21 protein-coding genes are annotated in these 24,346 nt (G+C 58.1%); 6 read left to right on the forward strand and 15 right to left on the reverse strand.

Translation table 11 applies throughout. The features are described from left to right. Positions 1-146: 146 nt before the first annotated feature. From GHO25_RS18245 to GHO25_RS18300, 13 genes are all read right to left on the reverse strand, one after another. Positions 147-518 (reverse strand): hypothetical protein, encoded by a 372-nt coding sequence (locus GHO25_RS18245; RefSeq protein ID WP_153374377.1) that lies wholly within the window; start codon positions 516-518, stop codon positions 147-149. Between the two features lie 141 nt (positions 519-659). After that, a complete protein-coding gene (locus GHO25_RS18250; protein ID WP_048369956.1) occupies positions 660-1,343 on the reverse strand; it encodes an amino acid ABC transporter permease in 684 nt (227 codons plus the stop codon). Positions 1,344-1,346: 3 nt separating this feature from the next. Further along, positions 1,347-2,075: an amino acid ABC transporter permease gene (locus GHO25_RS18255; RefSeq protein ID WP_048369957.1), complete on the reverse strand. Its 729-nt coding sequence runs from the start codon at positions 2,073-2,075 to the stop codon at positions 1,347-1,349. Between the two features lie 74 nt (positions 2,076-2,149). Then, on the reverse strand, positions 2,150-2,956 hold the full coding sequence (locus GHO25_RS18260; RefSeq protein ID WP_048369959.1) for an ABC transporter substrate-binding protein: 807 nt from the start codon (positions 2,954-2,956) through the stop codon (positions 2,150-2,152). Between the two features lie 180 nt (positions 2,957-3,136). Then, positions 3,137-4,717 carry an ABC transporter ATP-binding protein gene (locus GHO25_RS18265; protein WP_153391639.1) on the reverse strand — a complete coding sequence of 527 codons (1,581 nt, stop codon included), beginning with the start codon at positions 4,715-4,717 and terminating at the stop codon, positions 3,137-3,139. Position 4,718: 1 nt separating this feature from the next. Beyond that, the gene (locus GHO25_RS18270) at positions 4,719-5,741 is read right to left on the reverse strand and encodes an ABC transporter permease (protein WP_048369961.1); all 1,023 of its coding nucleotides are present in this window, start codon (positions 5,739-5,741) and stop codon (positions 4,719-4,721) included. Next, entirely contained in the window at positions 5,741-6,811 is a 1,071-nt protein-coding gene (locus GHO25_RS18275; protein ID WP_153333183.1) for a microcin C ABC transporter permease YejB, read from the reverse strand. The genes GHO25_RS18270 and GHO25_RS18275 overlap by 1 nt, the downstream gene beginning before the upstream one ends. A gap of 1 nt (position 6,812) precedes the next feature. Beyond that, a complete protein-coding gene (locus GHO25_RS18280) occupies positions 6,813-8,666 on the reverse strand; it encodes an extracellular solute-binding protein (RefSeq protein WP_153391641.1) in 1,854 nt (617 codons plus the stop codon). Positions 8,667-8,861: 195 nt separating this feature from the next. Further along, the gene (locus tag GHO25_RS18285; protein WP_178110137.1) at positions 8,862-11,645 is read right to left on the reverse strand and encodes a TonB-dependent receptor; all 2,784 of its coding nucleotides are present in this window, start codon (positions 11,643-11,645) and stop codon (positions 8,862-8,864) included. A gap of 475 nt (positions 11,646-12,120) precedes the next feature. Continuing rightward, positions 12,121-13,131 (reverse strand): ABC transporter ATP-binding protein, encoded by a 1,011-nt coding sequence (locus GHO25_RS26615; protein ID WP_372240946.1) that lies wholly within the window; start codon positions 13,129-13,131, stop codon positions 12,121-12,123. A gap of 102 nt (positions 13,132-13,233) precedes the next feature. Further along, on the reverse strand, positions 13,234-13,932 hold the full coding sequence (locus GHO25_RS26620) for an ABC transporter transmembrane domain-containing protein (protein ID WP_256677247.1): 699 nt from the start codon (positions 13,930-13,932) through the stop codon (positions 13,234-13,236). A gap of 136 nt (positions 13,933-14,068) precedes the next feature. Continuing rightward, positions 14,069-15,457, reverse strand: coding sequence for a HAMP domain-containing sensor histidine kinase (locus GHO25_RS18295; RefSeq protein WP_153391645.1), 1,389 nt, complete (start codon positions 15,455-15,457; stop codon positions 14,069-14,071). Then, complete coding sequence (locus tag GHO25_RS18300; RefSeq protein ID WP_153330680.1) at positions 15,435-16,118, reverse strand: response regulator transcription factor; 684 nt, start codon at positions 16,116-16,118, stop codon at positions 15,435-15,437. Before GHO25_RS18300 ends, GHO25_RS18295 begins: the two co-directional genes overlap by 23 nt. A gap of 185 nt (positions 16,119-16,303) precedes the next feature. Here GHO25_RS18300 and GHO25_RS18305 point away from each other — a divergent pair, with 185 nt between their 5' ends. After that, positions 16,304-17,659 carry an MATE family efflux transporter gene (locus GHO25_RS18305; RefSeq protein WP_153391647.1) on the forward strand — a complete coding sequence of 452 codons (1,356 nt, stop codon included), beginning with the start codon at positions 16,304-16,306 and terminating at the stop codon, positions 17,657-17,659. 70 nt (positions 17,660-17,729) lie between these two features. After that, positions 17,730-18,743, forward strand: coding sequence for an AraC family transcriptional regulator (locus GHO25_RS18310; protein WP_153330682.1), 1,014 nt, complete (start codon positions 17,730-17,732; stop codon positions 18,741-18,743). 4 nt (positions 18,744-18,747) lie between these two features. Here GHO25_RS18310 and GHO25_RS18315 read toward each other — a convergent pair whose 3' ends face one another. Next, positions 18,748-18,972, reverse strand: a complete 225-nt coding sequence (locus GHO25_RS18315; RefSeq protein WP_048391386.1) for a YgdI/YgdR family lipoprotein — start codon at positions 18,970-18,972, stop codon at positions 18,748-18,750. Between the two features lie 354 nt (positions 18,973-19,326). Here GHO25_RS18315 and GHO25_RS18320 point away from each other — a divergent pair, with 354 nt between their 5' ends. Both GHO25_RS18320 and GHO25_RS18325 read left to right on the forward strand, forming a co-directional pair. Further along, complete coding sequence (locus GHO25_RS18320; RefSeq protein WP_153330075.1) at positions 19,327-20,031, forward strand: YoaK family protein; 705 nt, start codon at positions 19,327-19,329, stop codon at positions 20,029-20,031. Positions 20,032-20,360: 329 nt separating this feature from the next. Then, complete coding sequence (locus GHO25_RS18325; protein ID WP_153330073.1) at positions 20,361-20,867, forward strand: hypothetical protein; 507 nt, start codon at positions 20,361-20,363, stop codon at positions 20,865-20,867. Positions 20,868-20,918: 51 nt separating this feature from the next. Here the strand turns inward: GHO25_RS18325 and GHO25_RS18330 are convergent, their stop codons facing one another. Beyond that, entirely contained in the window at positions 20,919-21,248 is a 330-nt protein-coding gene (locus GHO25_RS18330) for a hypothetical protein (RefSeq protein ID WP_048369992.1), read from the reverse strand. Positions 21,249-21,897: 649 nt separating this feature from the next. Here GHO25_RS18330 and GHO25_RS18335 point away from each other — a divergent pair. Together GHO25_RS18335 and GHO25_RS18340 are read left to right on the forward strand one after the other, a co-directional pair. Beyond that, complete coding sequence (locus GHO25_RS18335; RefSeq protein WP_153330071.1) at positions 21,898-23,562, forward strand: AMP-binding protein; 1,665 nt, start codon at positions 21,898-21,900, stop codon at positions 23,560-23,562. A 22-nt stretch (positions 23,563-23,584) separates the two neighbouring features. Continuing rightward, on the forward strand, positions 23,585-24,346 hold the full coding sequence (locus tag GHO25_RS18340) for an SDR family NAD(P)-dependent oxidoreductase (RefSeq protein WP_153330068.1): 762 nt from the start codon (positions 23,585-23,587) through the stop codon (positions 24,344-24,346).

Raw genomic sequence — 24,346 nt, forward strand, 5'->3', positions numbered from 1 at the left:
CGGCTAACCCGGCGTCCTGCCGGGTTACCCACTGCGCAAAACCTGCGTTCGGCCAGCGTGGTTTAATGGGGCCTTTTTAGATCAAGATCAAAAGATCGCGAGCAAGCTCGCTCCTACAGGGGGTTGTGCAGCGCTACGCGGCTAGATCAGGCAAACCATTTGTTCCGGGCTTCTGCCAGCAGTTCGTGCATGAGCGCTTCAACATCAGAGACGCTCAGTTTGCTGAATATGTGCTCGTCTTCGAATGTCCACTGCTTGCTGAAAATACCCACCACACCTTCGGCATGGGCTTGCACGGTCTCCCACTCCAGGGTGTCATTGCCCAGTGCCAGCAAGTCTTGACTGAACGTCACTTTGGGTTCGATCACACTGTGAACCGTGGTGATGTAGAGTTGCTCGCAGTCGGTCCCGTGCTGCTTGAGTCGTTCATTAAGAAAATCGCGCACCTGAGCGTTGTAGGCGCCAGCGCCTGCTTTGCCAGCCACCACGGGAGCGTCATTGTTGTCGATCATGTTCAAGGTAAAACTCCTTTTATTACAGCCGGCCTATCCAGCTTCATGCTGTGAGAAATTCGGCCGGCTAAAACCTTTCGATGACCTATTGGAACGCTTATTGGTTGTGTGCTTGCGGTACATAGTTATGGCACGTTGTAACAGCAGTTATCGGGGCTGGGCCTTGGGCTTGATCAGCCGGTTGGCAATCAGGTCCAGGCTGCTGCAAAACACGAAGTACACCAGCGCGACAAACAGGTAGATCTCGGTCGGGTGCACCATTACCCGGTTGCTGACCTGGGTCGCCACAAACGACAGCTCCCCCACGCCAATCACGTACGCCAGCGACGTGTCCTTGATCAGTGAAATCCATTGGTTGAGGAATGAAGGCAGCATCATCGGCAATGCCTGCGGCAGGATGATCAAGCGCAACACTTGCCATGTGCCCAGCCCCAACGCTTTGCCCGCCGCCCATTGCCCCGCCGGTAAACTGCTGATGCCCGCGTACACCGAATGCGCAAGGTAGGCGCCGCCAATCAACGACAGGGCGCAGACCACGGTGGCCAATGCCGGTACATCGACATTGAACACAATCGGCAGCAGAAAGTAGCTCCAGAAAATCAGCATCAGCACCGGAATGGCCCGCAAAAACCCCAGTACGCCGAGTAATACCCAGCGCACTTTAGAGCGAATCATCACCAGGGCAATGCCCAGCAACAGGCCCAAGATGGCCGAAATCACCCCCGAAAACAGGCTCAACACCAGCGTCAATGCAGCCCCGCCCAGCGGGCCGTTGGGGTAGGCGCCGATCAAGAAGTACGACAGGTTGTCGCTAATTACCGAAAAGTCCATGGCTTAGAGTACTCCCTGCCGATACCACTTGCTGCGCGCAATCAACTGCCCGATGACTTCAAGCAGGGCGATGCTCAACACATACAGCAAAGTGGCGAAACCAAAGGCCTGGAAGGTCTTGAAGGTTTCGGTCTCGACCTGACGCGACGCATAAGACAGCTCCGCCAAGCCGATGGCCATGGTCAGCGATGAGTTTTTCAGGGCATTCATGTATTGCCCCAGCAGGGGCCCCAGTGCGGTGCGCAGGGCTTGCGGGAAGACGATGTAACGCCACACTTGCGCCGGCTTGAAGCCCAGCGCCAACCCGGCGGCACGTTGCTCAAGGCGCACCGAACTGACGCCTGCGCGGAACTCCTCGCAAATAAATGCCGCGGTGTAGAGCATCAGGCCCCAGAAACCGGCAAGAAACTCAAAGGACGGCCATTCAAGCTCGAACAGACCCAGGTCCAGACTGCGCGGCTGGTTAAGCCACACCACCAAGCCTTCGGGCAGCATCGCCGTAACCCCGAAGTACCAGAAAAACAGTTGCACCAGCAGCGGCGTATTACGAAACAGCGCCAGATATGCCCGTGCGGGCCATGACCAGAGGCGCGAGGGCGAGATCCTCGCCAGGCACAGCAAAAACCCCAGCCCGGTGGCTACCAGGCAGGTCAACAGCGAAAGGATCAGGGTGAGAACAAAACCATCGAACAGCCAATGCAGGTATTGCGGGGCAAGCAGTTCACCGAACATAAACAACGTCCATCCAGAAACAAACAAACCCGTCCGGTTGTCCGTGACGGGTTATTCAGTGTTGCTAGCGCGACTTAGCTCTTGTCGCCGATTTTGTACAGGCGGGTCAGCGGAGTTTTGGTGTCCGGGCCGAACCAGGTGTCATAAATTTTTTGCGCCTGGCCTTTGGCTTCAAGCTCGGTGAGGGTTTGGTTGACCACGTCGGTCAGACCTTGCTCGCCTTTTGGAATGCCCACGCCGATCAGGTCATTGGAAATGGTGAACGGCGGCACTTCGTACTTGTCTTTGTCCGGCACATTGGCCAGCAAACCGATCAGTTTTGGGCCGTCCTGGGTAATCGCCTGGACGTTGCCATTGCGCAGGGCGGTGAAGGCGAACGGGGTGTCATCGTAGGCAATCACTTTGGCGCCCGGGAATTTCTCGCGCAGCACGCCTTCGTTGACCGTGCCTTTGTCGACGCCGACGCGCCATTTGTTCAGGTCTTCCTCGGATTTAAGGGTGCCTTTTTTGACGATAAATTGCTGGCCCGAGGCGAAGTACGGAATGCTGAAGTTCACCTGTTCGGCGCGTTCAGGGGTGATGGTGAAGTTGGCCAGTACCAGGTCGACCTTGTTGGAGAGCAACAGCGGTACGCGGTTGGCCGGGTTGGTCGGTTGCAGTTGCAGTTTCACGCCCAGTTTGTCGGCGATGGCCTTAGCGTAGTCCACGTCCAGACCTTCAATTTGCTTGCTTTTAGCGTCCACGAAACCGAATGGCGGGTTGCTGTCAAACGAAGCCACGCGCAGTACGCCGGACTTTTTGATGTCATCCAGACGATCAGCGTGGGCCAGGCCCGACAAAACAGCCAACGTCAGCGCGGTGAGGGCAGTGAGTTTTTTCATTTCGTTCTCATCATGAGTTAGAAGATTTATGACGAGAGTCTTGCAGGAAAATAATCTTTTAAAAAAGAATATAAAACGATTTAAATATTCCATTTGTTTATATGTCTGTAGGAGCGAGCTTGCCTCGCGATCTTTTAAAAGATCAAAAGATCGCGAGGCAAGCTCGCTCCTACAACCGGTTCAAACCGTTACGCTGCTCGCTTGTAACAGCTCGCGGGTGTACGGGTGTTGCGGGTTGTCGAACAGGGTTTGCGCATCACCTTGTTCCACCACTTTGCCGTCCTTGATCACGATCATGTCGTGGGCCAGGGCATGCACCACCGCCAGATCGTGGCTGATAAACAGGTAGGTCAGGCCATGCCGGGCCTGCAAGTCACGGAGTAAATCCACCACTTGTTTTTGCACGGTGCGGTCCAGTGCCGAGGTCGGTTCGTCGAGCAGGATCAGGGCCGGCTCCATGATCAGCGCCCGGGCGATGGAGATGCGCTGGCGCTGGCCGCCCGAGAATTCGTGCGGGTAGCGGTGGCGGCTCTCAGGGTCGAGTCCCACCTCTTGCAGCACGCGAATCACTGCGGCTTCACGCTCTTGTTCGGTGCCGATGTCGTGAGCGAGCAAGCCCTCACTGATGATCTGCTGCACCGACATGCGCGGGCTCAAGCTGCCGAAGGGGTCCTGGAACACCACCTGCATTTGCCGACGCAACGGGCGCAGCAGGTCCTGATTAAGCAGGTTGAGCTGTTTGTTGCCAAACCGGATGTCGCCCTCAGACTCCACCAACCGCAAGATCGCTTGGCCCAAGGTCGATTTGCCCGAGCCGGACTCGCCAACAATGCCCAGGGTCTTGCCTTTTTTCAGCTCAAAACTGACCCCGTCCACGGCCTTGACGTAATGCCGCTCGCGGCTGAACAGGGGCTTTGGCAGGGGAAACCAGACTTTCAAATCGTCGACTTCCAGCAGGTTGTGCCGGTAATCGCAGGGCACAGGGCTGCCGCTAGGTTCGGCCTCGATCAGCATGCGGCTGTAAGGGTGTTGCGGGGCTTTAAACAGATCCTCGCAGGTGGCCTGCTCGACAATTTCACCGCCGCGCATCACGCACACGCGCTGGGCGATTTTGCGCACCAGGTTGAGGTCGTGGCTGATCAGCAATAACGACATGCCCAGACGCTGTTGCAGGTCGATCAGCAGTTCCAGAATCTTCTGCTGCACGGTGACGTCCAGCGCGGTGGTCGGCTCGTCGGCGATCAACAGTTCAGGTTCGTTGGCCAGCGCCATGGCGATCATCACCCGCTGGCGCTGGCCGCCAGACAGCTGATGCGGATACGCATTAAGGCGTTTGTGCGGGTCGCGAATGCCCACCAGGGTCAGCAGTTCCAGGGTGCGTTCGCGGGCGGCGCGTTTTTTCAGGCCTTTGTGGGTGATCAGCACTTCACTGATTTGCTTTTCAACCGTGTGCAGCGGATTGAGCGAGGTCATCGGCTCCTGGAAAATCATCGCGATGCGATTGCCGCGCAGGTTGCGCAACTGGCTGTCGCTGGCGTTTACCAGGTCGGTGCCGTTGTAGCGGATGCTGCCTTGGGTTTCCACACTCTTGCCCGGCAACAGGCGCAGGATCGAGTGCGCCGTCACCGACTTGCCCGAGCCCGATTCGCCCACCAGCGCCAGGCACTCACCCCGGTGAATATCCAGGTTGATGCCGTGCACCACTTCACGCCCGGCAAAGCCGACGCGCAGGTCACGTATTTCAATCAATGTGTCGTTCATCTCAACTCCGGGGATCAAACGCGTCACGGCAGGCTTCACCGATAAACACCAGTAACGACAAAATCAGCGCCAGTACGCAGAACGCAGTCAGGCCCAGCCACGGGGCTTGCAGGTTGCGCTTGGCCTGACCGATCAATTCACCCAGCGAGGCGGTGCCGGGCGGCATGCCGAAACCGAGAAAATCCAGGGCGGTGAGGGTTGCAATCGCGCCGGTCAAAATGAACGGGATGTACGTCAGGGTCGAGGTCATGGCGTTGGGCAGAATGTGCCGACGCATCAGCGCGCCATTGGTCAGCCCCAGCGCCCGTGCGGCTTTGACGTATTCCAGATTGCGCCCGCGCAAAAACTCGGCGCGCACCACGTCTACCAACGCCAGCCAACTGAACAGCGCCATGATGCCCAGCAGCCACCAAAAGCTCGGTGCCACAAAGCCCGACAAAATAATCAGCAAGTACAGCACCGGCAGCCCGGCCCAGACTTCTTGCAGACGCTGGCCGATGAGGTCCACCAGGCCGCCATAAAAACCCTGCAAGGCACCGGCGGTAATGCCGATCAAGGCGCTGACTGCGGTGAGGATCAAGGCAAACAGAATCGAAATTCGCGCGCCAAAAATCACCCGGGCCAGCACGTCACGGGCCTGTTCGTCAGTGCCCAGCCAGTTGGTTGCGCTCGGTGGGCTGGGCGCCGGTTCTTTGAGGTCGTAGTTGACCGTGTCGTAGCTGAACGGAATGGGCGCAAAGAGCATCCAGCCGCCCTGGTCGGTGATCAACTTGCGCACGTAATCGCTGCTGTAGTCCGGCTCAAAGGGCAGCTCGCCGCCAAAGTCGGTTTCGCTGTAGTGCGACACAATCGGAAAGTACCAATGGTCTTTGTAATGCACGGCCAGCGGTTTGTCGTTGGCGATCAATTCGCCGCCCAGGCACAGCACAAACAGGCCGACAAATAACCACAGCGACCACCAACCACGGCGGTTGGCCTTGAAGTGGGCGAGGCGTCGACGGCCCAGAGGAGAGAGGGTAAACATCAGGCATTCCTCGCCGAGAAGTCGATACGGGGGTCGAGCAGGGTGTAGCAAATGTCGCCGATCAACTTGATCAACAGCCCGAACAGGGTGAACAGAAACAGCGTGCCAAACACCACCGGGTAATCGCGGGATATCGCCGCCTCGTAGCTCATGCGGCCGATGCCATCGAGGTTGAAGATGGTTTCGATCAGCAAGGAACCGGCAAAGAACACTTCGATCAGCGCCTGCGGCACGCCGGCCACCACCAGCAACATGGCGTTGCGTAACACATGGCCGTAGAGCACGCGTTTTTCGGTCAGGCCTTTGGCCCGCGCAGTGACCACGTACTGGCGGCTGATTTCATTCAAGAAGCTGTTTTTGGTGAGGATGGTCAGAGTCGCAAAGCCGCCGATCACCAGCGCGCTTACCGGCAAGACCATGTGCCACAGGTAGTCGGCGATCTTGCCGAAAAAGCTCAGGCTGTCGAAGTCGTCCGAGACCATGCCCTGGATCGGAAACCAGCTCACATAACTGCCGCCCGCGAACACCACGATCAGCAAAATGGCAAACAGAAACGCGGGCATGGCGTAGCCAATGATGATCGCGGTGCTGGTCCACACATCAAATTTGCTGCCGTTGTGAATGGCCTTGCGAATCCCCAGCGGGATCGAGATCAGGTAGGTGATGAGGGTGGCCCACAAGCCTAGCGAGATCGACACCGGGAGCTTCTGCAAGATCAGGTCAGTGACCTTGGCCCCACGGAAAAAGCTGTTGCCGAAATCCAGTTGCGCGTAGTTCTTGAGCATCAGCCACAAGCGCTCGTGCATGGGTTTGTCGAAGCCGTAATGCTTGGTGATCTCCTCGATCAGTGCCGGGTCCAGGCCCCGGCTGCTGCGGCTGGCACCCGAACCCCCGGCGGCGATTTCACCGCCACCTCCGCCTACTCCGGCGCCGCTGAAGCCCTGCAAGCGGGCAATGGCTTGTTCAACCGGGCCGCCGGGTGCGGCCTGAACAATCAGAAAATTCACCACCAGAATGCACAGCAAGGTGGGGATGATGAGCAACAAACGTCGACTGATGTAATGCAGCATTTCAATGCTCCTTCAGCTGCGCGTTGGTTTGCGCGGTTTTGCTGACTTCCCACCAGGTGTCCAGGCCTTCATCGAACTTGGGTTCGATGGCCGGGCGGCCGAAGCGGTTCTGGTACACGGTCGGGGTGCCGATGGAGTAGTAGTTGGGAATCATGTAGTAGCCCCATTGCAGCACGCGATCGAGGGCGCGGGCGTAATGCACCATCTCCTCGCGGCTGTTGGCTTGCACCAGCCCGTCGAGCAGGGTGTCGACCGCCGGGTCGCGCAGCACAAATGAGTTGGACGAGCCAACCTGGGTGGCGCTGCCTGAGCCGAACATGTCGTACATCTCGCGGCCCGGCGAGACGATGGGTTGGCCACTGCGCGGGAACGCCACCACGATCATGTCGTAGTCGCGCGCATTGAGGCGGTTGATGTACTGCGCGGAATCGACCTTGCGAATCTCCATGGTGATACCGATCTGCGCCAGGGTGCGTTTGTACGGCATGACCATGCGGTCAAAACCGCCCTGACCATCGAGGAAGGTGAACGTGAACGGTTCCCCTTGGGCATTCACCAGTTGGTTGTTCTTGGGCGTCCAGCCTGCCTCCTTGAGCAGCGCCAGGGCTTGCAGCTGTTTGTCGCGGATGTAGCCGCTGCCGTCGGTTTTCGGCGCCTGATAGATCTGAGTAAACACCTCGTCGGGGATCTTGCCGCGCAGCGGTTCAAGAATCTCCAGCTCGCGGGCGTCGGGCAGGGCGGTGGCGGCCATGTCGCTTTTCGGGAAGTAGCTCTGCAGGCGCACATAAAAGTTGCGCATCATTTGTTTGTTGGTCCACTCAAAGTCCCACAGCAGGCTCAGCGCCTGGCGCACCCGGCGGTCCTGGAACGCCGGGTTTTGCAGGTTGAAGGCAAACCCTTGGGGCGCGCCCGGTTTGTCCTTGGCAAACACGCCTCGTTGCAGGCGCCCGTCGGTCAGGGCCGGGCTGTCGTAGCCGATGCTGAAACCGGTGGCCGAGAATTCGCGGTTGTAATCAAACGCACCGGCCTTGAGCAGTTGCCGGGCGATGTCGGTGTCACTGTAGAAATTCACTGTCAGGCGGTCGAAGTTGTACAAGCCCTTGCTCACGGGCAAATCTTTGGCCCACCAATCGGGGTTGCGTTGAAAACTGATGCTGCGGCCCGGGTCGACGTTGGACACGGTGTACGGGCCGCTGCCCAGGGGCGGTTCGAAGCCGCCGCCATTGGCGAAGTCGCGGGTCTTCCACCAGTGCTCGGGGAGAACATGCAGACTGGCCAGGTCCAGAGCCAGAGTGCGGTTCTGGTTGCTTTTAAAGTCGAAGCGAATTTGCCTAGGTCCTTCGATGACCACGTCTTTGACCTCTCCGTAGAGCATGCGATAGCTCAGGCTGCCTTGGGTCATGAGGGTGTTGTAGGTAAAGGCGACGTCTTGCGCGGTGATGGGTGTGCCGTCGCTAAAACGAGCTTTAGGGTTGAGGTAAAAACGCACCCAAAGGCCGTCAGGGTCGCGCTCCATCTGTTGCGCTATCAGGCCGTAGACTGTGTAGGGCTCGTCCAGTGAGCGAAAGGCCATTGGCTCATACACCCACTGATCTACTTGCACGACACCGGTGCCTTGATCGACGTAGGGCACGATGTGGTTGAACTGGCCGATTTCCATCGCTGCACGGCTCAGTGAGCCGCCTTTGGGCGCGTTGGGGTTCACAAATTCAAAATGCTTGAAGTCGGCGGGGTATTTGGCCGCCTCGCCATAGACCGTCATGGCCGGGCCGGGCGCAGCGCTGACAGCCAGGCACACGCACGACAACGCGGGCACCAGCAGCGAGCGGAGCAGGGGCATGAAAAATGAAGACATGATGGGGTTTCCTTGTGCCGCGTGTGGAGCCATCTACTGTGTTGAATAAACCCGCAGCCTTGCGCTTGGCAAGGCTGCGGGAGTCACTGTGGGAGCAGGCTTGCTCGCGATTCAGGCGATAAGGTCCTGAACCGGCACCAGGTCGATGCCATCGCGGGCAAGCCCGGCTCCCACACAATCAACGTCGTGAACGAATCAGAAGTGGTAAGTCGCACGGGCGAAGAAGGTACGGCCCAGTGGGTCGGTGTAGCGTGGATCGTAACCGCTCTGGAAGTTATAGGCCTGGTTGGTGAACGGCGGGTCGCGGTCAAACAGGTTTTTCACGCCCACGTCCAGATCGACGGTTTTGTCGAAGGTGTAACCGGCCGAAATATCCCACAAGGTGTACGACGCCACACGGCTGTGGGTGCTTGGGTCGAAGTCGTTGTAGGCGCTGGTGAAGCGGTTGACCAGCGAGCCACGGTAAGGCCCCAGGTTCCAGGTGCCGCTCAACACGTGTTTCCAGCGCGCGACAACGCCGACACCCTGGAAGTCACCCACGTTGTCGGTGTAGTTGCCGCCAATGGTGGTCTGGTAGTCGTAGCGAGTGACGTAGGTCCCTTGCAGGCCCAGGCCAAATTGACCGTAAGGCGTGTTGGGGAATTTGTAGTCGGCGCTGACATCGACACCGCTGGTTTTGACCGCACCCAGGTTGGCGTTGCCGGTTTGCACGTAGTTGATCGAGCCATCGGGGTTACGGATGTAACGGTCGGCATAGGCGTTTGGATCGTCAAATACTGTCGATTCCGGGAACTCGGCAATCTGGTTGGCGATGTGGATCCACCAGAAATCCAGCCCCACCGACAGGTCACGAACCGGTTGATAGACGAAACCAAGGGTCAGGTTGCGCGCGGTTTCTGGCGACAGGTTGGTGTTGCCGCCAGTGCGACGGTGAAACTGCTGACCGCAATCGCGGCCCGCATCGCCGCCCGGTTGCACGGTGCCGTTGGTGCACAGTTTAGGATCGTTATAGAAGCCCTGGGTGTAGGTCAGGTATTCGGGGTTGTACAGCTCATACAGCGAGGGTGCGCGGAAGCCTTCGCTGTACGCGCCGCGCACCACCAGCTCTTTGATCGGCTGGTAGCGGAACGAGTATTTCGGGTTGGTGGTGCTGCCAAAATCGCTGTATTTGTCGTGACGCACGGCGGCCGACAGTTCCAGGGTGTCCAGCACCGGTACGTTCAGTTCGGTGTACACCGCCTTCACGTTGCGGTCTGCCGAGACGCGGGCGTTAGGGTCGACGCCGAGGCTGGCCAGGTCGTCTGCGAAGGCTGCATAGCTCTGCTGGTAGGCCTCGTGACGGTATTCGCCACCGATGGCCAGCCCGGCCGGGCCTGCGCCGAACCAGTCGCCGACTTCGCGGCTGGCACGGCCATCGATACCCGACACGCGCCCTACCGAAGAGATGTACTGACCACGGTACTGGCTGGCGTCAATCAGGCGCTGGCCGGCTGCGCTTTGCGGGCCGAACGGGTTGATGATGCCATTGGCGATCCCGTCGAGCATGGCTGAGTCGCTGACAAACCCGCCCGTGAGGCTTTCGGTGACCTGGTTCTGGTTGTACGACGCGCCGAGGTTGTAGTCCCAGCCCTTGGCCACGCCGTCAAAGCTCAGCACCACGCGCTGACTGGTGTTCTGGTCTTTGGTTGAGCGCCCGCCCGCAGCGGTTTCGCGCCAGTTAAGGCCCACCGGTTGGCTGGGGTCAAAAGACGCGCTGGTGGAGCCGGGGGTGATGCCATTGCCCGGGAAGTACGGCGACGTCGGGTCCAGGGTGACGCCGACCAGGTTCGCCGGGGCAATGTTCACCGAGTTGTTGTTGCGCGCCCAGAAGTACTCCAGGTTGACGTTGTCGTCATCGGTGATCTTGCCGGTGGCGCGGCCGAAGAAGGAGGTCTTTTCGGTTTCAGGCAACAGGTCCAGGTAAGTGCGCGTGTTGTAGCGGCATACACCCTGGCGCGCGACCAGGTTGGGACCGTCGCAGTTGCTGGCGGACAGCGGGTTGGTGGTCACGCCATTCTGGCTGTAGTTGGCCGGGTAGGAGACGCCCGAGGTCTGGTCCAGGCCGCGGCCGGGGACGTAACTTTTCGAGAACGAACGATCTGTGGCTTTCAAGCTGTCCTGCTTGTTGTAGCCGATTACGCCGAACACGTTGAAGCGGTCTTGCTCCAGGTCGCCGTAACCCCAACTGGCATTCAGGTCGTGGCTGTTGCCGCCACCGCTGTGGCCGGGGGCTTCGCCGCCGAGGGTGAGGGTGCCGTCAGTCAGGGACTTTTTAGTGATGAAGTTGATCACCCCGCCGATGGCGTCGGTGCCGTACAACGCCGATGCACCGTCGCGCAGGATCTCTACGCGGTCAATGGCCGCGAAGGGAATGGTGTTGATGTCGACGGCCGAGCCATCGATGGCGTTGTTGCCCAGGCGGCGGCCGTTGAGCAGCACCAGGGTTTTGTTGGAGCCGATGCCGCGCATGTCGGCAAAGCTGGCACCGCCCGATGAGGAACCCACGGAACTGGCCGCGTTGATCGTCGACTGGTTGCCGGTGACCCGTTGCAGGATTTGCGCCGTGGTGGTGACCCCTTCATTGCGCAGTTGTTCGATGTTGAGAATGGTAATGGGCACTGCCGTTTCGGCATCTACCCGGCGAATGGCCGACCCGGTGACCTCGACGCGTTGCAGTTGTGTGGTGGGTGCAGCTGAATCATCTGTCGCAGGTGTTTCTGCCGCCTGAAGCTGGCCAGCGCTCATCCCCAGAGCGACCAGATACAACGGCACCCAACGATGCCGTTGCAGGCTTGCAACCAATGGCTTTACGTTAAAACCAGAACGCTTACTCTGCATGGTTCCATCCGACTTTTTTAGATGTTTATTGGAATGGCCTTGTGGGCCCTCATGACTCCGGTTGGGTTGTGTCGACCCTGGCAAATCACTTTTTTCAAGCAAGCCGCTCCCCCAGCGCGGACAAACAGCGTCCGCACGCGGCCTTGGTAGTGCATGGTTACAACGGGATCTATTAACTAAGGCATGACAGCTCAATGTTAAGTTTTGTTAACTTTGATAAAGCAACCGGTGTGCCAATACGTTTAATTGATGTGAGTCATGTGAACTTTTTTATATTTTTTATATAAATAAGCAGTGCGGGGTATGCAGAGGGTTTTGAGCGGGGTTTTAAACAGGAACGGGTAGCGTGTACATTGTCTGACAATCAGGCAGGCCGTGGCTTTGCTGTTAAAAATGGAACACCTTTGAAACACCTGTTTGACAGCTATGAGTACAGTGAAGTTATTGGGTTATAGCGTTAGTGTTAAAGGTTCTATGGCTGTTTTTGACTGCAGAAAAAAACTGTAGGAGCGAGCTTGCCTCGCGATCTTTTAAATATTCAAAAGATCGCGAGGCAAGCTCGCTCCTACAGAGGGGTTTAAAGTTCGGTAATGGTTTCGGGCTGGTCGATATCGCTTAATAAACCATCCGACTGGTGTTGCCATAAACGGTAATACAGACCTTGTTGTTCCAGCAGTTGTGCGTGGTTGCCATCTTCAACAATCGAGCCGTTATCCAATACGACAATACGGTCCAGGTGGGCGAGGGTGGACAGACGATGGGCAACGACCAATACAGTCTTGTCGGCCATGATGTCGTCGAGGCTGTTCTGGATCAGGCTTTCGGTTTCGGAATCGAGGCTGGCGGTGGCTTCGTCCAGCACCAGGATCGGCGCGTTTTTAAGCAACGCCCGGGCAATGGCGATGCGCTGGCGTTGCCCCCCCGACAGTTTGACCCCGCGTTCGCCAATCAAGGCGTCGTAGCCTTCGGGCATTTGCAGAATAAACTCGTGGGCATGGGCCCGTTGCGCGGCCTGGGCGATTTGTTCGTCGCTGGCCTGCACGTCGCCATAACCAATGTTCTCGCGCAGTGAGCGGTGGAACAGCCCCGGCTCTTGCGGGATTAAGGCAATGTGCGTGTGCAGCGATTGCTGGGTCATCCCCAGTACATTGAGGCCATCGACTTCGATGGTGCCGCCCTGGGGATCATAAGAGCGTAACAACAGGTTGAGCAGGGTGGATTTGCCAGAGCCCGACAGGCCGACAATCCCGACCCGTTGCCCGGCCGGGATGTCCAGATTGAAGTGGCGGAAAATCGGTTTGCCGGGGTTGTAGCTGAAATCCACATTGCGAAAGTGGATCGAGCCTTTATCGATCAGCGCCGGTTGGGCGTCTTTGCGATCCGGCATTTCGTGGGGTTGCAGCAGGGTATTGATGCTGTTTTCGATGTTGCCGACAAACTCGAAAAAGTGCATGAACTGCATGCTCAAGAAGCTGCACTGCGCCACGATCATCAGGCCCAGCGTGGCCACCATCACCAGTTGCCCTACATCAATCTTGCCCAGGTGCCACAGGTACAGCGCCAGTGCCACCAGGCCCACGCGCAGCACAATGGACAGGCTGTCTTGCAGCAGGCGGATCTTTTCCTGGTAGAAGAATGAGCGTTGCGCGGCCTTTTTTTCGGTTGACTGGTAGCGGCTTAAATAGCCGAGCTAGAAGTCTTGGCGGGCGAACAGGCGGATGCTGCTGAGGTTGCTCACCGCATCGACGATTTTGCCGGTGGTGACGCTGCGGGTCTTGGCGTGGTCATTGGCCAGCACTTGGGCTTTGCGTGAGAGCACGTACGCGAGCAATGAATAGCTGACAACCCACACCAACAGGCCCAAACCGAGCCAGGGCGAGGCGAGGGTGAGCAGCACCAGGCTGGTGGTCAGCACCACCAGAATCGGCAACATCTCGACGATCAACACCCACGTGGCATCCAGCAGGCCGATGCTGCCTTCACTGATGCGCTGGGCCAGGCTGCCGGCAAAGTGTTCGCCGAAATAGCGCGGTGAGTGCTGTTGCAGGTAGGCAAACAGGTCGCGGGTGATCTGCACCTTCTGTTGCGGGCGCACCATGATCATGCAGAAGGTCGCGCCGCGGGCAAACACCATCTGCGCCACGGCCAGGCCGAACAGCAGGCCGAGTGCCGGGAGGCTGGCCTGGAACAAATCGGTGTGGTCCCACAGCCCTTCACTGACGGCGCCGGTGATGCGCCCGATGGCATACGGCATGAGGGTGGCGGCCATTGCCGCGCCGACCTGAAGCAAGGCAATCGCCCAGTACCAACCGGGATTTTGGCGAATGTAATGCCAGACGAAAGCCGCCGGCCGTTTAGGTGGAACAGTGATAGCACCAAACTCAGACATGACTTCCCTTTACGTAGTCGCAGAAATGCAAGCGCGCAAACGCAAGAAAGAAATGTGCCAAGTTGTTACGTTGCTAACAAAAACCACCCGTAGTCGCTGCCGAAGGCTGCGAAAGGAGTGGTTTTATGAGTGGTGTTCAACCGACGTTGATCAGGCTTTGCCGGCAGTGCAGGGTCAGTCTGGCGCCACCGCCTTTACGGCTGCCGACTTCAAGGTTAAAGCCGTGCAAATTGACAATGGCCGCCACGATGGACAAGCCCAGGCCAAAGCCACTGTGTTTGTCGTCACAGCGGTAGAAACGCTGAAATACCGCCTCACGCTCGGCCTCGGGAATACCGGGGCCGGTGTCGAGCACCTCAATCAGCGGGCTGCCGTCTTCGTTGGCTGCGCGCAAGATCACTTCGCCGCCCGGCGGGGTGAATTTGATCGAGTTGCTCAACAGGTTGGCCAGCGCCTCAAACAGCAAGGCGCGGTCACCGGTCGTGCCGGGAAGCGCGGGCGGGGTGTCCAGAGTCAACGTGACCTGGCCTTCTTCCGCCAGTGGCAGGTAAAAATCGTACAGCTCCTGCAGCAAGGCCAACGGGTCCAGCGGCAGGAAACCTGAGCGCCGTTGGTGGTCTTCCAGTTCGGAAATCCGCAGCAGCCCACGAAAACGCGCCATCAGGGTGTCGGTTTCACCAATCACTTCGTCCAGTTGCAGCGCCTCGGGCGAGCCTTCTGCCGCTTGCTGCTGGATCCGGTACAACTGCGCGCGCAGGCGGGTGAGCGGGGTGCGCAGGTCGTGGGCGATGTTGTCGCACACGCCTTTGACTTCGTGCATCAGCCGCTCAATGCGGTCGAGCATGGCGTTGACGATGGCGGCCAGCATGTCCAGTTCGTCACGCCGGTTGGACAGCGGCAAACGGTAGGTCAGGTCGCCGGAGACAATCGCCTCAGCACTGGCCTGAATGGCCCGAATGCGTTGCAACGGTCGCCGACGCAGCAGGTGCCAGCCCGCAATGCCGGGGATGATGGTCAGCGACAGGCCCCAGAACAGCGCGTGCAAGATGATCCGCGTTACCGCGAACAACGAGCCGTTATCGCGTACCAGAACCAGCAGGCGGCCATCTTGGGTTTGGGTGGCTACCGCGTCGCAACTGTCGCGCGGCAGGTCAGGGTCGTCGGAGTTGATGCAGTTCGCCAGTTCGTGGATCTGGCCATCGAGGGGCAGGTCCGGCGGAATGGCCAGGATCGGCCCGCTGATGGGCCGGTGTTGCGCATCGAACAGCCCATAAGCATCTACTGTTCGAAGATCGAACGTCATGCTGGTGGCGAGCGCGTCATCCAGTTGCTCGCCTTTAAAGCGGGCAAACAGATGTTGACGCTGCATCAGCGAATGCTTGGCCAGGTTGCCCAGGTAGTCCGAGACCTCGTAATACAGCACCCCCATGAGGATGCAGCTCCAGGCCACGAACAAAAAACTGTACAGCGCCAGCAGTCGGCTGCTGGAGGAGCGCCAGCCCTTAGAGGGGTTCGGCAATGACATAACCCGAGCCTCGAACGGTACGAATCAGGGGCACCAGGCCCGGCGGGTCGATTTTTTTGCGCAGGCGACCAATGTGCACGTCGATCAGGTTGGTGCCAGGGTCAAAGTGATAGCCCCAGACTTCTTCGAAAATCATCATGCGCGAGAGGATTTGCCCGGTGTTGCGCATCAAAAATTCCAGCAGCTTGTACTCGGTGGGCAGCAGGCTCAGTTGCTGCTCGGAGCGGCTGGCTTCACGGGTGATCAGGTTGAGTTCAAGGTCGGCAACCCGCAACGACGTTTCGTGCTTGTCGACCGGGCTTTTACGGCGCAGCAGAACTTCAACCCGGGCGGCCATTTCGTCGCTGGCAAAGGGTTTGGTCAGGTAGTCATCGCCGCCGGCGCGCAAGCCGCGTACCCGCTCGTCCACATCGGAGAGGGCGCTGATCATCAGAATCGGCGTGCTGACCCCAATGGTGCGCAACGTGGTTACAATCGCCAGGCCGTCCAGCTCGGGGAGCATGCGGTCCAGGGTAATCAGGTCATAGTCGCCACTCACGGCGCGAACCAGGCCCTCACGGCCATTGGCGACCCAGTCAACTTCCAGCCCGTGGCTACTCAGTTCAGCCACGATCTCTTTCGCCGTTACGGCATCATCTTCGATGGTCAAAATGCGCGTCATACCGTCACCTGATTGGCCTTTGTCAACAGTGAGCACATTTTGCCCACAAAAAGCTGAAACGTTTCTTAATTATTCTTCATGTTCAGCCCGGCGTCAGGATAGGGTAGCCGAGTTCGGGTTTGATGCCCGTACACTGTCGCGTTGAGGTATAACCCGTCAGCGCTTTTGACTTAGGACCCTGTGTTATGCAAACCCCCACGCAACGGCCGCTGTGGCAGATCTATCTGATCTTTCTGGCGCCGATGGTGCTGTCCAATTTTCTGCAGAGTTTTTCCGGCACCCTCAACGGGATTTACGTAGGGCAATTGCTCGGTACCCAGGCGCTGGCAGCGGTCTCGGGTATGTTTCCGATTGTGTTTTTCTTTATTGCGCTGGTTATCGGCCTGGGCGCAGGTGCTTCGGTGCTGATCGGTCAGGCCTGGGGTGCGCGTGAGACCTCGATGGTCAAACAGATCACCGGTGCCACGCTGACCTTGGGCGCGTTGGTCGGGTTGCTGGCGGCGGTGCTCGGCAGCCTCTTTGCGCGCCCGGCGATGCAGGCGCTGGGCACCCCGGTTGACGTGCTCGACGAAGCCGTTGGCTATGCGCGGGTGATGATGCTGATCATGCCGTTGCTGCTGGTGTTTATCCTGTTCACCCAGTTGCTGCGCGGGGTCAGTGACACCGTGTCGCCGTTGCTGGCGCTGATGGTTTCTACGGCCGTGGGCTTGCTGCTAACCCCGGCGCTGATCCTTGGCTGGGCCGGTTTGCCGCAGATGGGCATCCAGAGCGCGGCGGTGGCGGGGCTGTTTGGTAACGTACTGGCGATGCTGTTTTTGGTGTTGCGTTTACGTCATAAAAACCACGTGATGGCGCCGGATCGCGAGTTGTGGTTGGCGTTGCGCCTGAACCGCGAAATCCTCGCCAAAGTGCTGCGCATCGGTTTGCCGACGGGCCTGCAAATGGTGGTGCTGTCGCTGTCGGAGCTGGTGATTCTGGCGCTGGTCAACAGCCATGGTTCGCAAGCCACAGCGGCGTATGGGGCGGTGACGCAAATCGTCAATTACGTGCAGTTCCCGGCCCTGTCGATTGCCATTACCGCGTCCATTCTTGGCGCACAAGCGATCGGTGCCGGGCGCATCGAGCGTATCGGGCCGATTTTGCGCACCGGTTTGCTGATCAACCTGTGCCTGACCGGCACCTTGATCCTGCTGGGGTATGTGTTGTCCGACTGGTTGCTGGGGTTGTTCATCACCGACGCGCAAGCGCACATGCGTGCCGGGCACCTGCTGCACATCATGCTCTGGAGCATTCTGGTGTTCGGTTTTCAGTCGGCCATTGGCGGGATCATGCGTGCCAGCGGCGTGGTGCTGGTGCCGATGAGCATCACCGTGTTTTGCGTGCTGTGCATCGAACTGCCGGTGGCGTATGCGCTCAATGCGCACTTCGGGCTGGAGGGCGTATGGATGGCCTTCCCGGTGACGTACATCACGATGCTGATCATGCAGACTGCCTATTACCGACTGGTTTGGCGGCATAAACCGATTCAGCGGTTGGTCTAGGGCTGGCTTTTTGACTGGCGCTGCTTAAGATGGCCGACACTTGACTGTCATCGGCCTGGGATCGGCGCCAATGTTGAACAAAGACACCATCTCTATCCAGTTGGTGAGTGAAGCGCTGTTGCAAAGCTGTGCAACCACTGGCGCCATGCACGAAGTGCTGCAAAAGGTCGGCATTGACCCGGCGCTGCTGGACGCGCCGCAAGCGCGTGTACCAGCCATTGCCTATGCACGCATGTGGCGGCTGTTGGCGCGGCGCCTTGATGACGAGTTTTTCGGCATGGACCCGCGCAAGCTGCGTGCGGGCAGCCTGGAGTTTATGTGCCGCTCGGCCATGGCCCAGCCCACCCTCGCGCAGGGCGTGGAGCTGGTGCTGGGTTTTTTGTCGCTGATGCTTGAGCGATTGCCGGCGCAGCTGGTCCGCCAGCAGAGCGTGGCCGAAATCGTCTTGCATGAGCCTGAAGGGCAGTCCAGCCGTGCCTTCACCTACTTTGCCTACTGGATGATCGTGCACGGCGTGACTTGCTGGCTGGCGGGGCGGCGGATTCCGATTCTGGCCATTGAGTTGCGCTGTGCCCAGCCTGATTACTGTGGCGACTATGAGGTGATGTTTTCCGAAAACCTGCGTTTTGATCGGCCGCGCACGCGGATGATCTTTGCGGCCGATTACCTGGATGCGCCGATCAAGCGCAGTAACGAAGAGTTGCAACGGTTTTTGGCCCAGGCCCCCGCCAATATCCTGGTCAAATACCGCGATCCACAAAGCCTGGCGAGCCAGATCAAACAAGACCTTCGACAGCTACCTGCCGAGCAGTGGCCTGAAACCCAAGGCATGGCGCAAAGCCTGTACCTGTCGGCTTCAACCTTGCGGCGACGTCTGGCCGAGGAGGGGCAAACCTTCCAGGGGCTCAAGGACGGCGTACGTAAAGAGTTGGCGATTGGTTGGCTGGCTGAACCGGACCTCAGTTTTGCGGACATCGCCCTGCGTTTGGGCTTTGCCGATACCAGCTCGTTTTACAAAGCCTTTCGCAAATGGTCCGGTACCAACCCGGGGCACTACCGCAGTCTGATTTTGAGCGGTAGCTGAGGGATTATTTGTTCGCTTTGATGGTGGCTACATCTGCAGCTTTGACCTTGATGTGCTTGCCGGCGATATCCTCGAACTCATAAAAGCCGCTGGTACTTTTGGTGTTGGGCATGTCTTTGGTCAGGTACTGCGTGCCGTTTTGCAAGGTCACCACAGTGGGGGTTGCGCAACCAGCCAGTGCCAAAACCGCCACCATGACCACTGGCAAACCGATAATGCTGATCTTCATACGACGTGTACCTTGAACTGTCTGCGAATTAAGTGTTGAGCCCGCTGAACGCTACGTCTGGATCAGCGATGGAAAAAGGGCCGATTTTTTCAGCGCGCTTTATACCAACCCTACGTTGGGTATTGAAGCGCAATGATATACAAGGCCAAGCGTGTGGCTTGCCTGATTACCTGTCGGTTCCCTGTCAGTGCAGCTCGTGCCTCTGCTCCTTGAGAGTGGTGATTATTAGACGCCTTTTTCAGACTTGGTTCGCTTAGACCTACGATTAAAACGGAATTTTCGTGTGGGTAGCTTCCGTAAAGCGCTTTACTGCATATATTTAACCCGCACCTATTTCTAAAAGGACTGTAGTGGATGTCTCGTGGGCCATTGGAAACGTCTAAAACCTCCGCGTTTGTGCGCGTGCGTGCCTTGCGTAACCGTGTGGGTTTGACGTTTGTCGCCTGTTTATCGGTGCTGGCGGGGATGACCGATGCCATCGGTTTTCTGGCGGTCGGTGATTTCATTTCGTTTATGAGCGGTAACACCACGCGGCTGGCCGTGGGCATTGCCCAGGGCGATACACAGGTGATCTTGCGCCTCGGCTTTGCGGTACTGGCGTTTGTTGCCGGGAATGCGCTGGGAGTGGTTTTTGCACGCTGGGGCGGCCGCCGGGCTTTGCCCTTGATGCTGCTGATTTCGGCGTTGCTGTGCACGGCGGCTTTGTTGCCATTGCAGTCGCAAGTGACGGTATTGCTAACGGCAGTGCTGGCCATGGGCATGGTCAATGCGGCGGTCGAGCAGGTGAATGGCTTGCAGGTGGGGCTGACTTATGTGACGGGTGCGTTGTCGCGGTTTGGTCGCAGCTTGGGGCGCTGGATACTGGGTGAGCGGCGGCCCAACTGGCATTTGCAGGTAGTGCCGTGGACGGGCATGTTGGCCGGTGCCGTCGCGGGGGCGGCGCTGGAGTCGCAATTCGGCATCCGGGCCCTGTTGTTCAGTGCGGGGCTGGCGTCGTTCCTGGGGCTGGTATCGCTAAAAATCCCGCGTAGTTGGCAGCGCGATTACATGCCGCGGTAGCACGTTCTTGTAGCAGTTGACGAGCCTTGCGAGGCTACGTCCGGTTGCGCAGCAGCCGTAAAGCCTTCGGGGCCAAGATCAAAAGATCGCGAGGCAAGCTCGCTCCTACAGGCGGGAAGAGGGGCGTTCTTGTCTACACCTTGGATAATCCGGACTTAACTAAATAAAAGTACATCCCGTATATCTCGAAAAATTTTGGAACAATCTGCTGTCAGATCCTGGCTGTGGCCTTGTCAGTTAGCGTGTAGTTTGCCCGACGTTGTTATTAACGCATTGGCTTAAAACAAAATTAAAGGCCAATTGCTATTATTTTGTTCAAGGGGCTAAACATGCTGAGTATTGCGCCAGGAAAAACGTTTATCGCTGCATGCTTTGTTTGCGTTGTTTCAACCAGCAGTGTGGCCAGTACGGCACCTGCGGACCCTCTGCATATTGCCGGTCACTATAAGTGCACGGGTTTTGACAGCCATGACGGCCCTTTAAAGGGGGATCTTGTATTGACGCTTGATGAAGAGGCCAGTCAGTTTGAGAAAAGTTTTGGCACTTATCGATTAACGCTCAATGTTGGAACTGAGCAAGTACCCATTACTTACTCGGGGTATGCCGCTGCGCAAGGGCAGTTATTGTCGATCTACTTTGCCAATGACAGCGCTGAGGCGCCGACAGACCGTGGCTTGGGGCTTGGCGTCATCACCCACGATCAGGACAGTCAAGGCCATTACACGACGACTCTGCATAAATCCTATTATCTGCCCGACTATATGCGCGGTAGCCAAGAGGGTTATGGGCCTGGTGGTCGAGGCACTGAAACGTGTATTAAAACGCCGTCTATTTAATACCCATAAAAAACCCCGGAGGTTATCCGGGGTTTTATCGGGCGGACGTTATCAGCTGTAGCTGTTAACTTTAACCAGGGCTTGCTCGGTTTGAGCTTTTTCCCAAGTCAGTGTCAATGTTTGCAGCACGCGCGCAATAAACTCTTTATCGGCAGCGGCTTTTTTGCCCACGTAGCCTTGGCCACGGCGGTACATCTTGAGATGAGCTCGCATGTGTGGGCGCTCTTTCTCGAATTGGGTTTCTTCCTTGCACGCAACAACCGGTTCAATACGTACAGTGCCTTCATTGCACACCCACAGAATGTGGTCGTTCAGCGTGTCTTTCTGAGCAGCGAAGAGTCGAGCCAGCTCGTTAACAGTCGGTTGATTATTCAGGTTCATAGCTAACTCCTTGACCACTCGTTGATCTGTCTAATTGATTCGCGCAACTGCACATGCAGCGCTACGTAATATCCATCTAAAGCAGATCTGGCCTTGAGTCCGGCAGATGTAGTAGTGAAACAAAACACTACAACATGCTGCTTACAGCGAGGGAGAGCAACGTTAACCAGGATGCTTGAGCGACATGTCGCATCACCACAAGCCTCTTGAGGACGTTTCGCTAGCCTCTCACGCCTTAAACTCGGACGATCAAGCCAGGTCAGCTTCATCAATTCTGCCTTGTGGGCAGTACCTATCCCGGAACAGCCCGACAGCTCGTCGAGCATGCTTGCAACAACCCTTTCCAGCGCTTCCGGTGGGGAAGACGTCTGCATAATGCGATGGGAAATTCGTGTCGTCAACAAATATGTAGTGTTTATTTTTAGGCACTACATATGTGACTGACGGGTCGTTTTTCAGCAAGCCGGTCATCCCCGGCAAGCGCTTGCGCCCGCTGTTGCAGGCTTAAAGAGGGCACGGGTGTTTGATTGGCCAAAACAGTCAGCCAGCTTGAGCGGTTTGACTATTGTTGTAGAGCCTTGCCGAGGCGACTATCAGTGGGACTTTTCACGGTTCCCACTCCAACAATAAAGACCGAGGGATTCTGCTGATGCGCGACTATCTGACCGCGATGAATGACTTTGACTACCAACGGACGGTGGCTGGTGCACTGAACGGCCATTTGTCTGCACTCAATGCCTGCGTTGAGTGCTGCGACCGGCACGCTTTGCCAGGGCGTATTGCACTGTTCTGGGAAGGGCGCGACGCCAGTAGCGCCACGTATACCTTCACCGATTTGCAGGACAAGGCCGCGCGCTTTGCCAACTTCTTGCTGGCCCAGGGCGTGAAGCAGGGCGACAAGGTGGCGGGCTTGTTACCGCGCAATGTCGAGTTGCTGGTGGTGGTCTTTGCCACCTGGCGCATCGGCGCGATCTATCAACCGCTGTTCACTGCCTTCGGCCCCAAAGCCATTGAGCACCGTCTTAACAGTTCAGGTGCTGCGCTGGTGGTCACCGACGCGGTCAACCGGCCCAAACTCAATGAAGTCAACGACTGCCCGGCCATCGTCACGGTGGCTGGCGCCAAAGGCCAGGGACTGGTACGCGGCGATTTCAGTTTCTGGGCTGAACTGGACAATTATCCGGCCGTCTGTGAACCGGTGCTGCTGAGTGGGGAAGACCCGTTTCTGTTGATGTTTACGTCGGGCACTACCGGCCCGGCCAAGCCGCTGCTGGTGCCGCTCAAGGCCATCGTCGCATTCCAGAGTTACACCCGCGATGCGGTGGATCTGCGCCCTGAGGACTCGTTCTGGAACCTCGCTGACCCAGGCTGGGCCTACGGGATTTACTTCGGGATCACCGGGCCGTTGTCGATGGGCCACCCGATCACGCTTTACGACGGGCCGTTTACCGTCGAAAGCACCTGCCGGGTCATCAAGAAATACGGCATTACCAACCTCACGGGCTCCCCGACCGCCTACCGCATGCTGATTGCTGCCGGCGAGGCGTTTTCAAGCAAGATCAAAGGCCAGTTGCGGGCTGTCAGCAGCGCCGGTGAACCGCTTAACCCGGAAGTCATTCGCTGGTTCGGCGAAGAGCTCAACGTCACTATTCATGATCACTACGGTCAAACCGAGGTCGGCATGGTGCTGTGCAATCACCATGGCCTGGAGCACCCGGTGCATATGGGCGCAGCCGGCTTTGCTTCGCCTGGCCACCGGATTGTGGTGCTGGATGACAACCATCAGGAACTGCCGGTGGGGCAGCCGGGGATTCTGGCCGTTGATCGCAGCCAGTCGCCGATGTGCTGGTTTGGCGGCTATGAAGGTTTCACTACCAAAGCGTTTGTCGGCAATTACTACTTGAGCGGCGACACCGTGGAGTTGAACCCGGACGGCAGTATCAGCTTTGTCGGGCGCAGCGATGACGTGATCACCACCTCGGGCTATCGCGTCGGCCCGTTCGACGTAGAAAGCGCCTTGATCGAACACCCGGCAGTGGTCGAAGCCGCTGTCGTCGGCAAACCCTGCCCGGAGCGTACCGAAGTGGTCAAAGCGTTTGTGGTGCTGAGCCCTCAATACCTGGGCGATGCGCAACTGGCCGAAACCTTGCGCTTGCACGTGCGCCAGCGGCTGGCGGCGCATGCCTACCCCCGTGAAGTTGAATTTGTCAGTGAATTGCCGAAGACCCCGAGCGGCAAGTTGCAGCGCTTTATTTTGCGCAATCAAGAAATCGCCAAGGCTGAACAGGCGCTAAGCGCCAAAGTTACAGCCTGAAATCCAGTCGTCAGGAACCCTTATGCAAATTGAAAACAAGGTATTTATCGTCACCGGTGGTGCGTCCGGATTAGGCGCCGCAACGGCAGAAATGCTGATTAAAGCGGGCGCCAAAGTGATGCTGGTTGATCTGAATGCCGATGCCGTGGCCGCCCAGGCGCGCACGCTGGGCGCGCAGAGTACGGTCGCCGATATCAGCCAGGCGGATGCCGCTCAGGCGGCCGTGGAGGCCACCGTTGCGGCATTTGGCGGGGTCAATGGCCTGGTCAACTGCGCCGGGATTGTACGCGGTGAAAAAATCCTCGGTAAAAACGGCCCGCATGGGCTGGAGAGCTTCAGCCAGGTGATTAACGTTAACCTGATCGGCAGTTTCAACATGCTGCGTCTGGCGGCAGCAGCCATTGCCGAAACCGCTGCGGATGCTGACGGCGAACGCGGAGTGATCATCAACACCGCGTCGGTGGCGGCGTTTGACGGGCAGATTGGTCAGGCCGCTTATGCCGCTTCCAAGGGCGCCATTGCCAGCCTGACCTTGCCTGCCGCACGCGAGCTGGCCCGTTACGGGATCCGTGTGATGACCATCGCCCCCGGCATTTTTGAAACGCCGATGATGGCCGGCATGACCCCTGAAGTCCGTGATTCGCTGGCCGCCGGTGTGCCGTTTCCGCCGCGCTTGGGCAAGCCTGCCGAGTACGCGTCGCTGGTACGGCACATCATTGAAAACAGCATGCTCAATGGCGAGGTCATCCGTCTCGACGGTGCCTTGCGCATGGCCGCCAAATAA

It is taken from the genome of Pseudomonas sp. FSL R10-1350 (assembly GCF_009600525.1).
Classification (GTDB): Bacteria; Pseudomonadota; Gammaproteobacteria; order Pseudomonadales; family Pseudomonadaceae; genus Aquipseudomonas; species Aquipseudomonas helleri.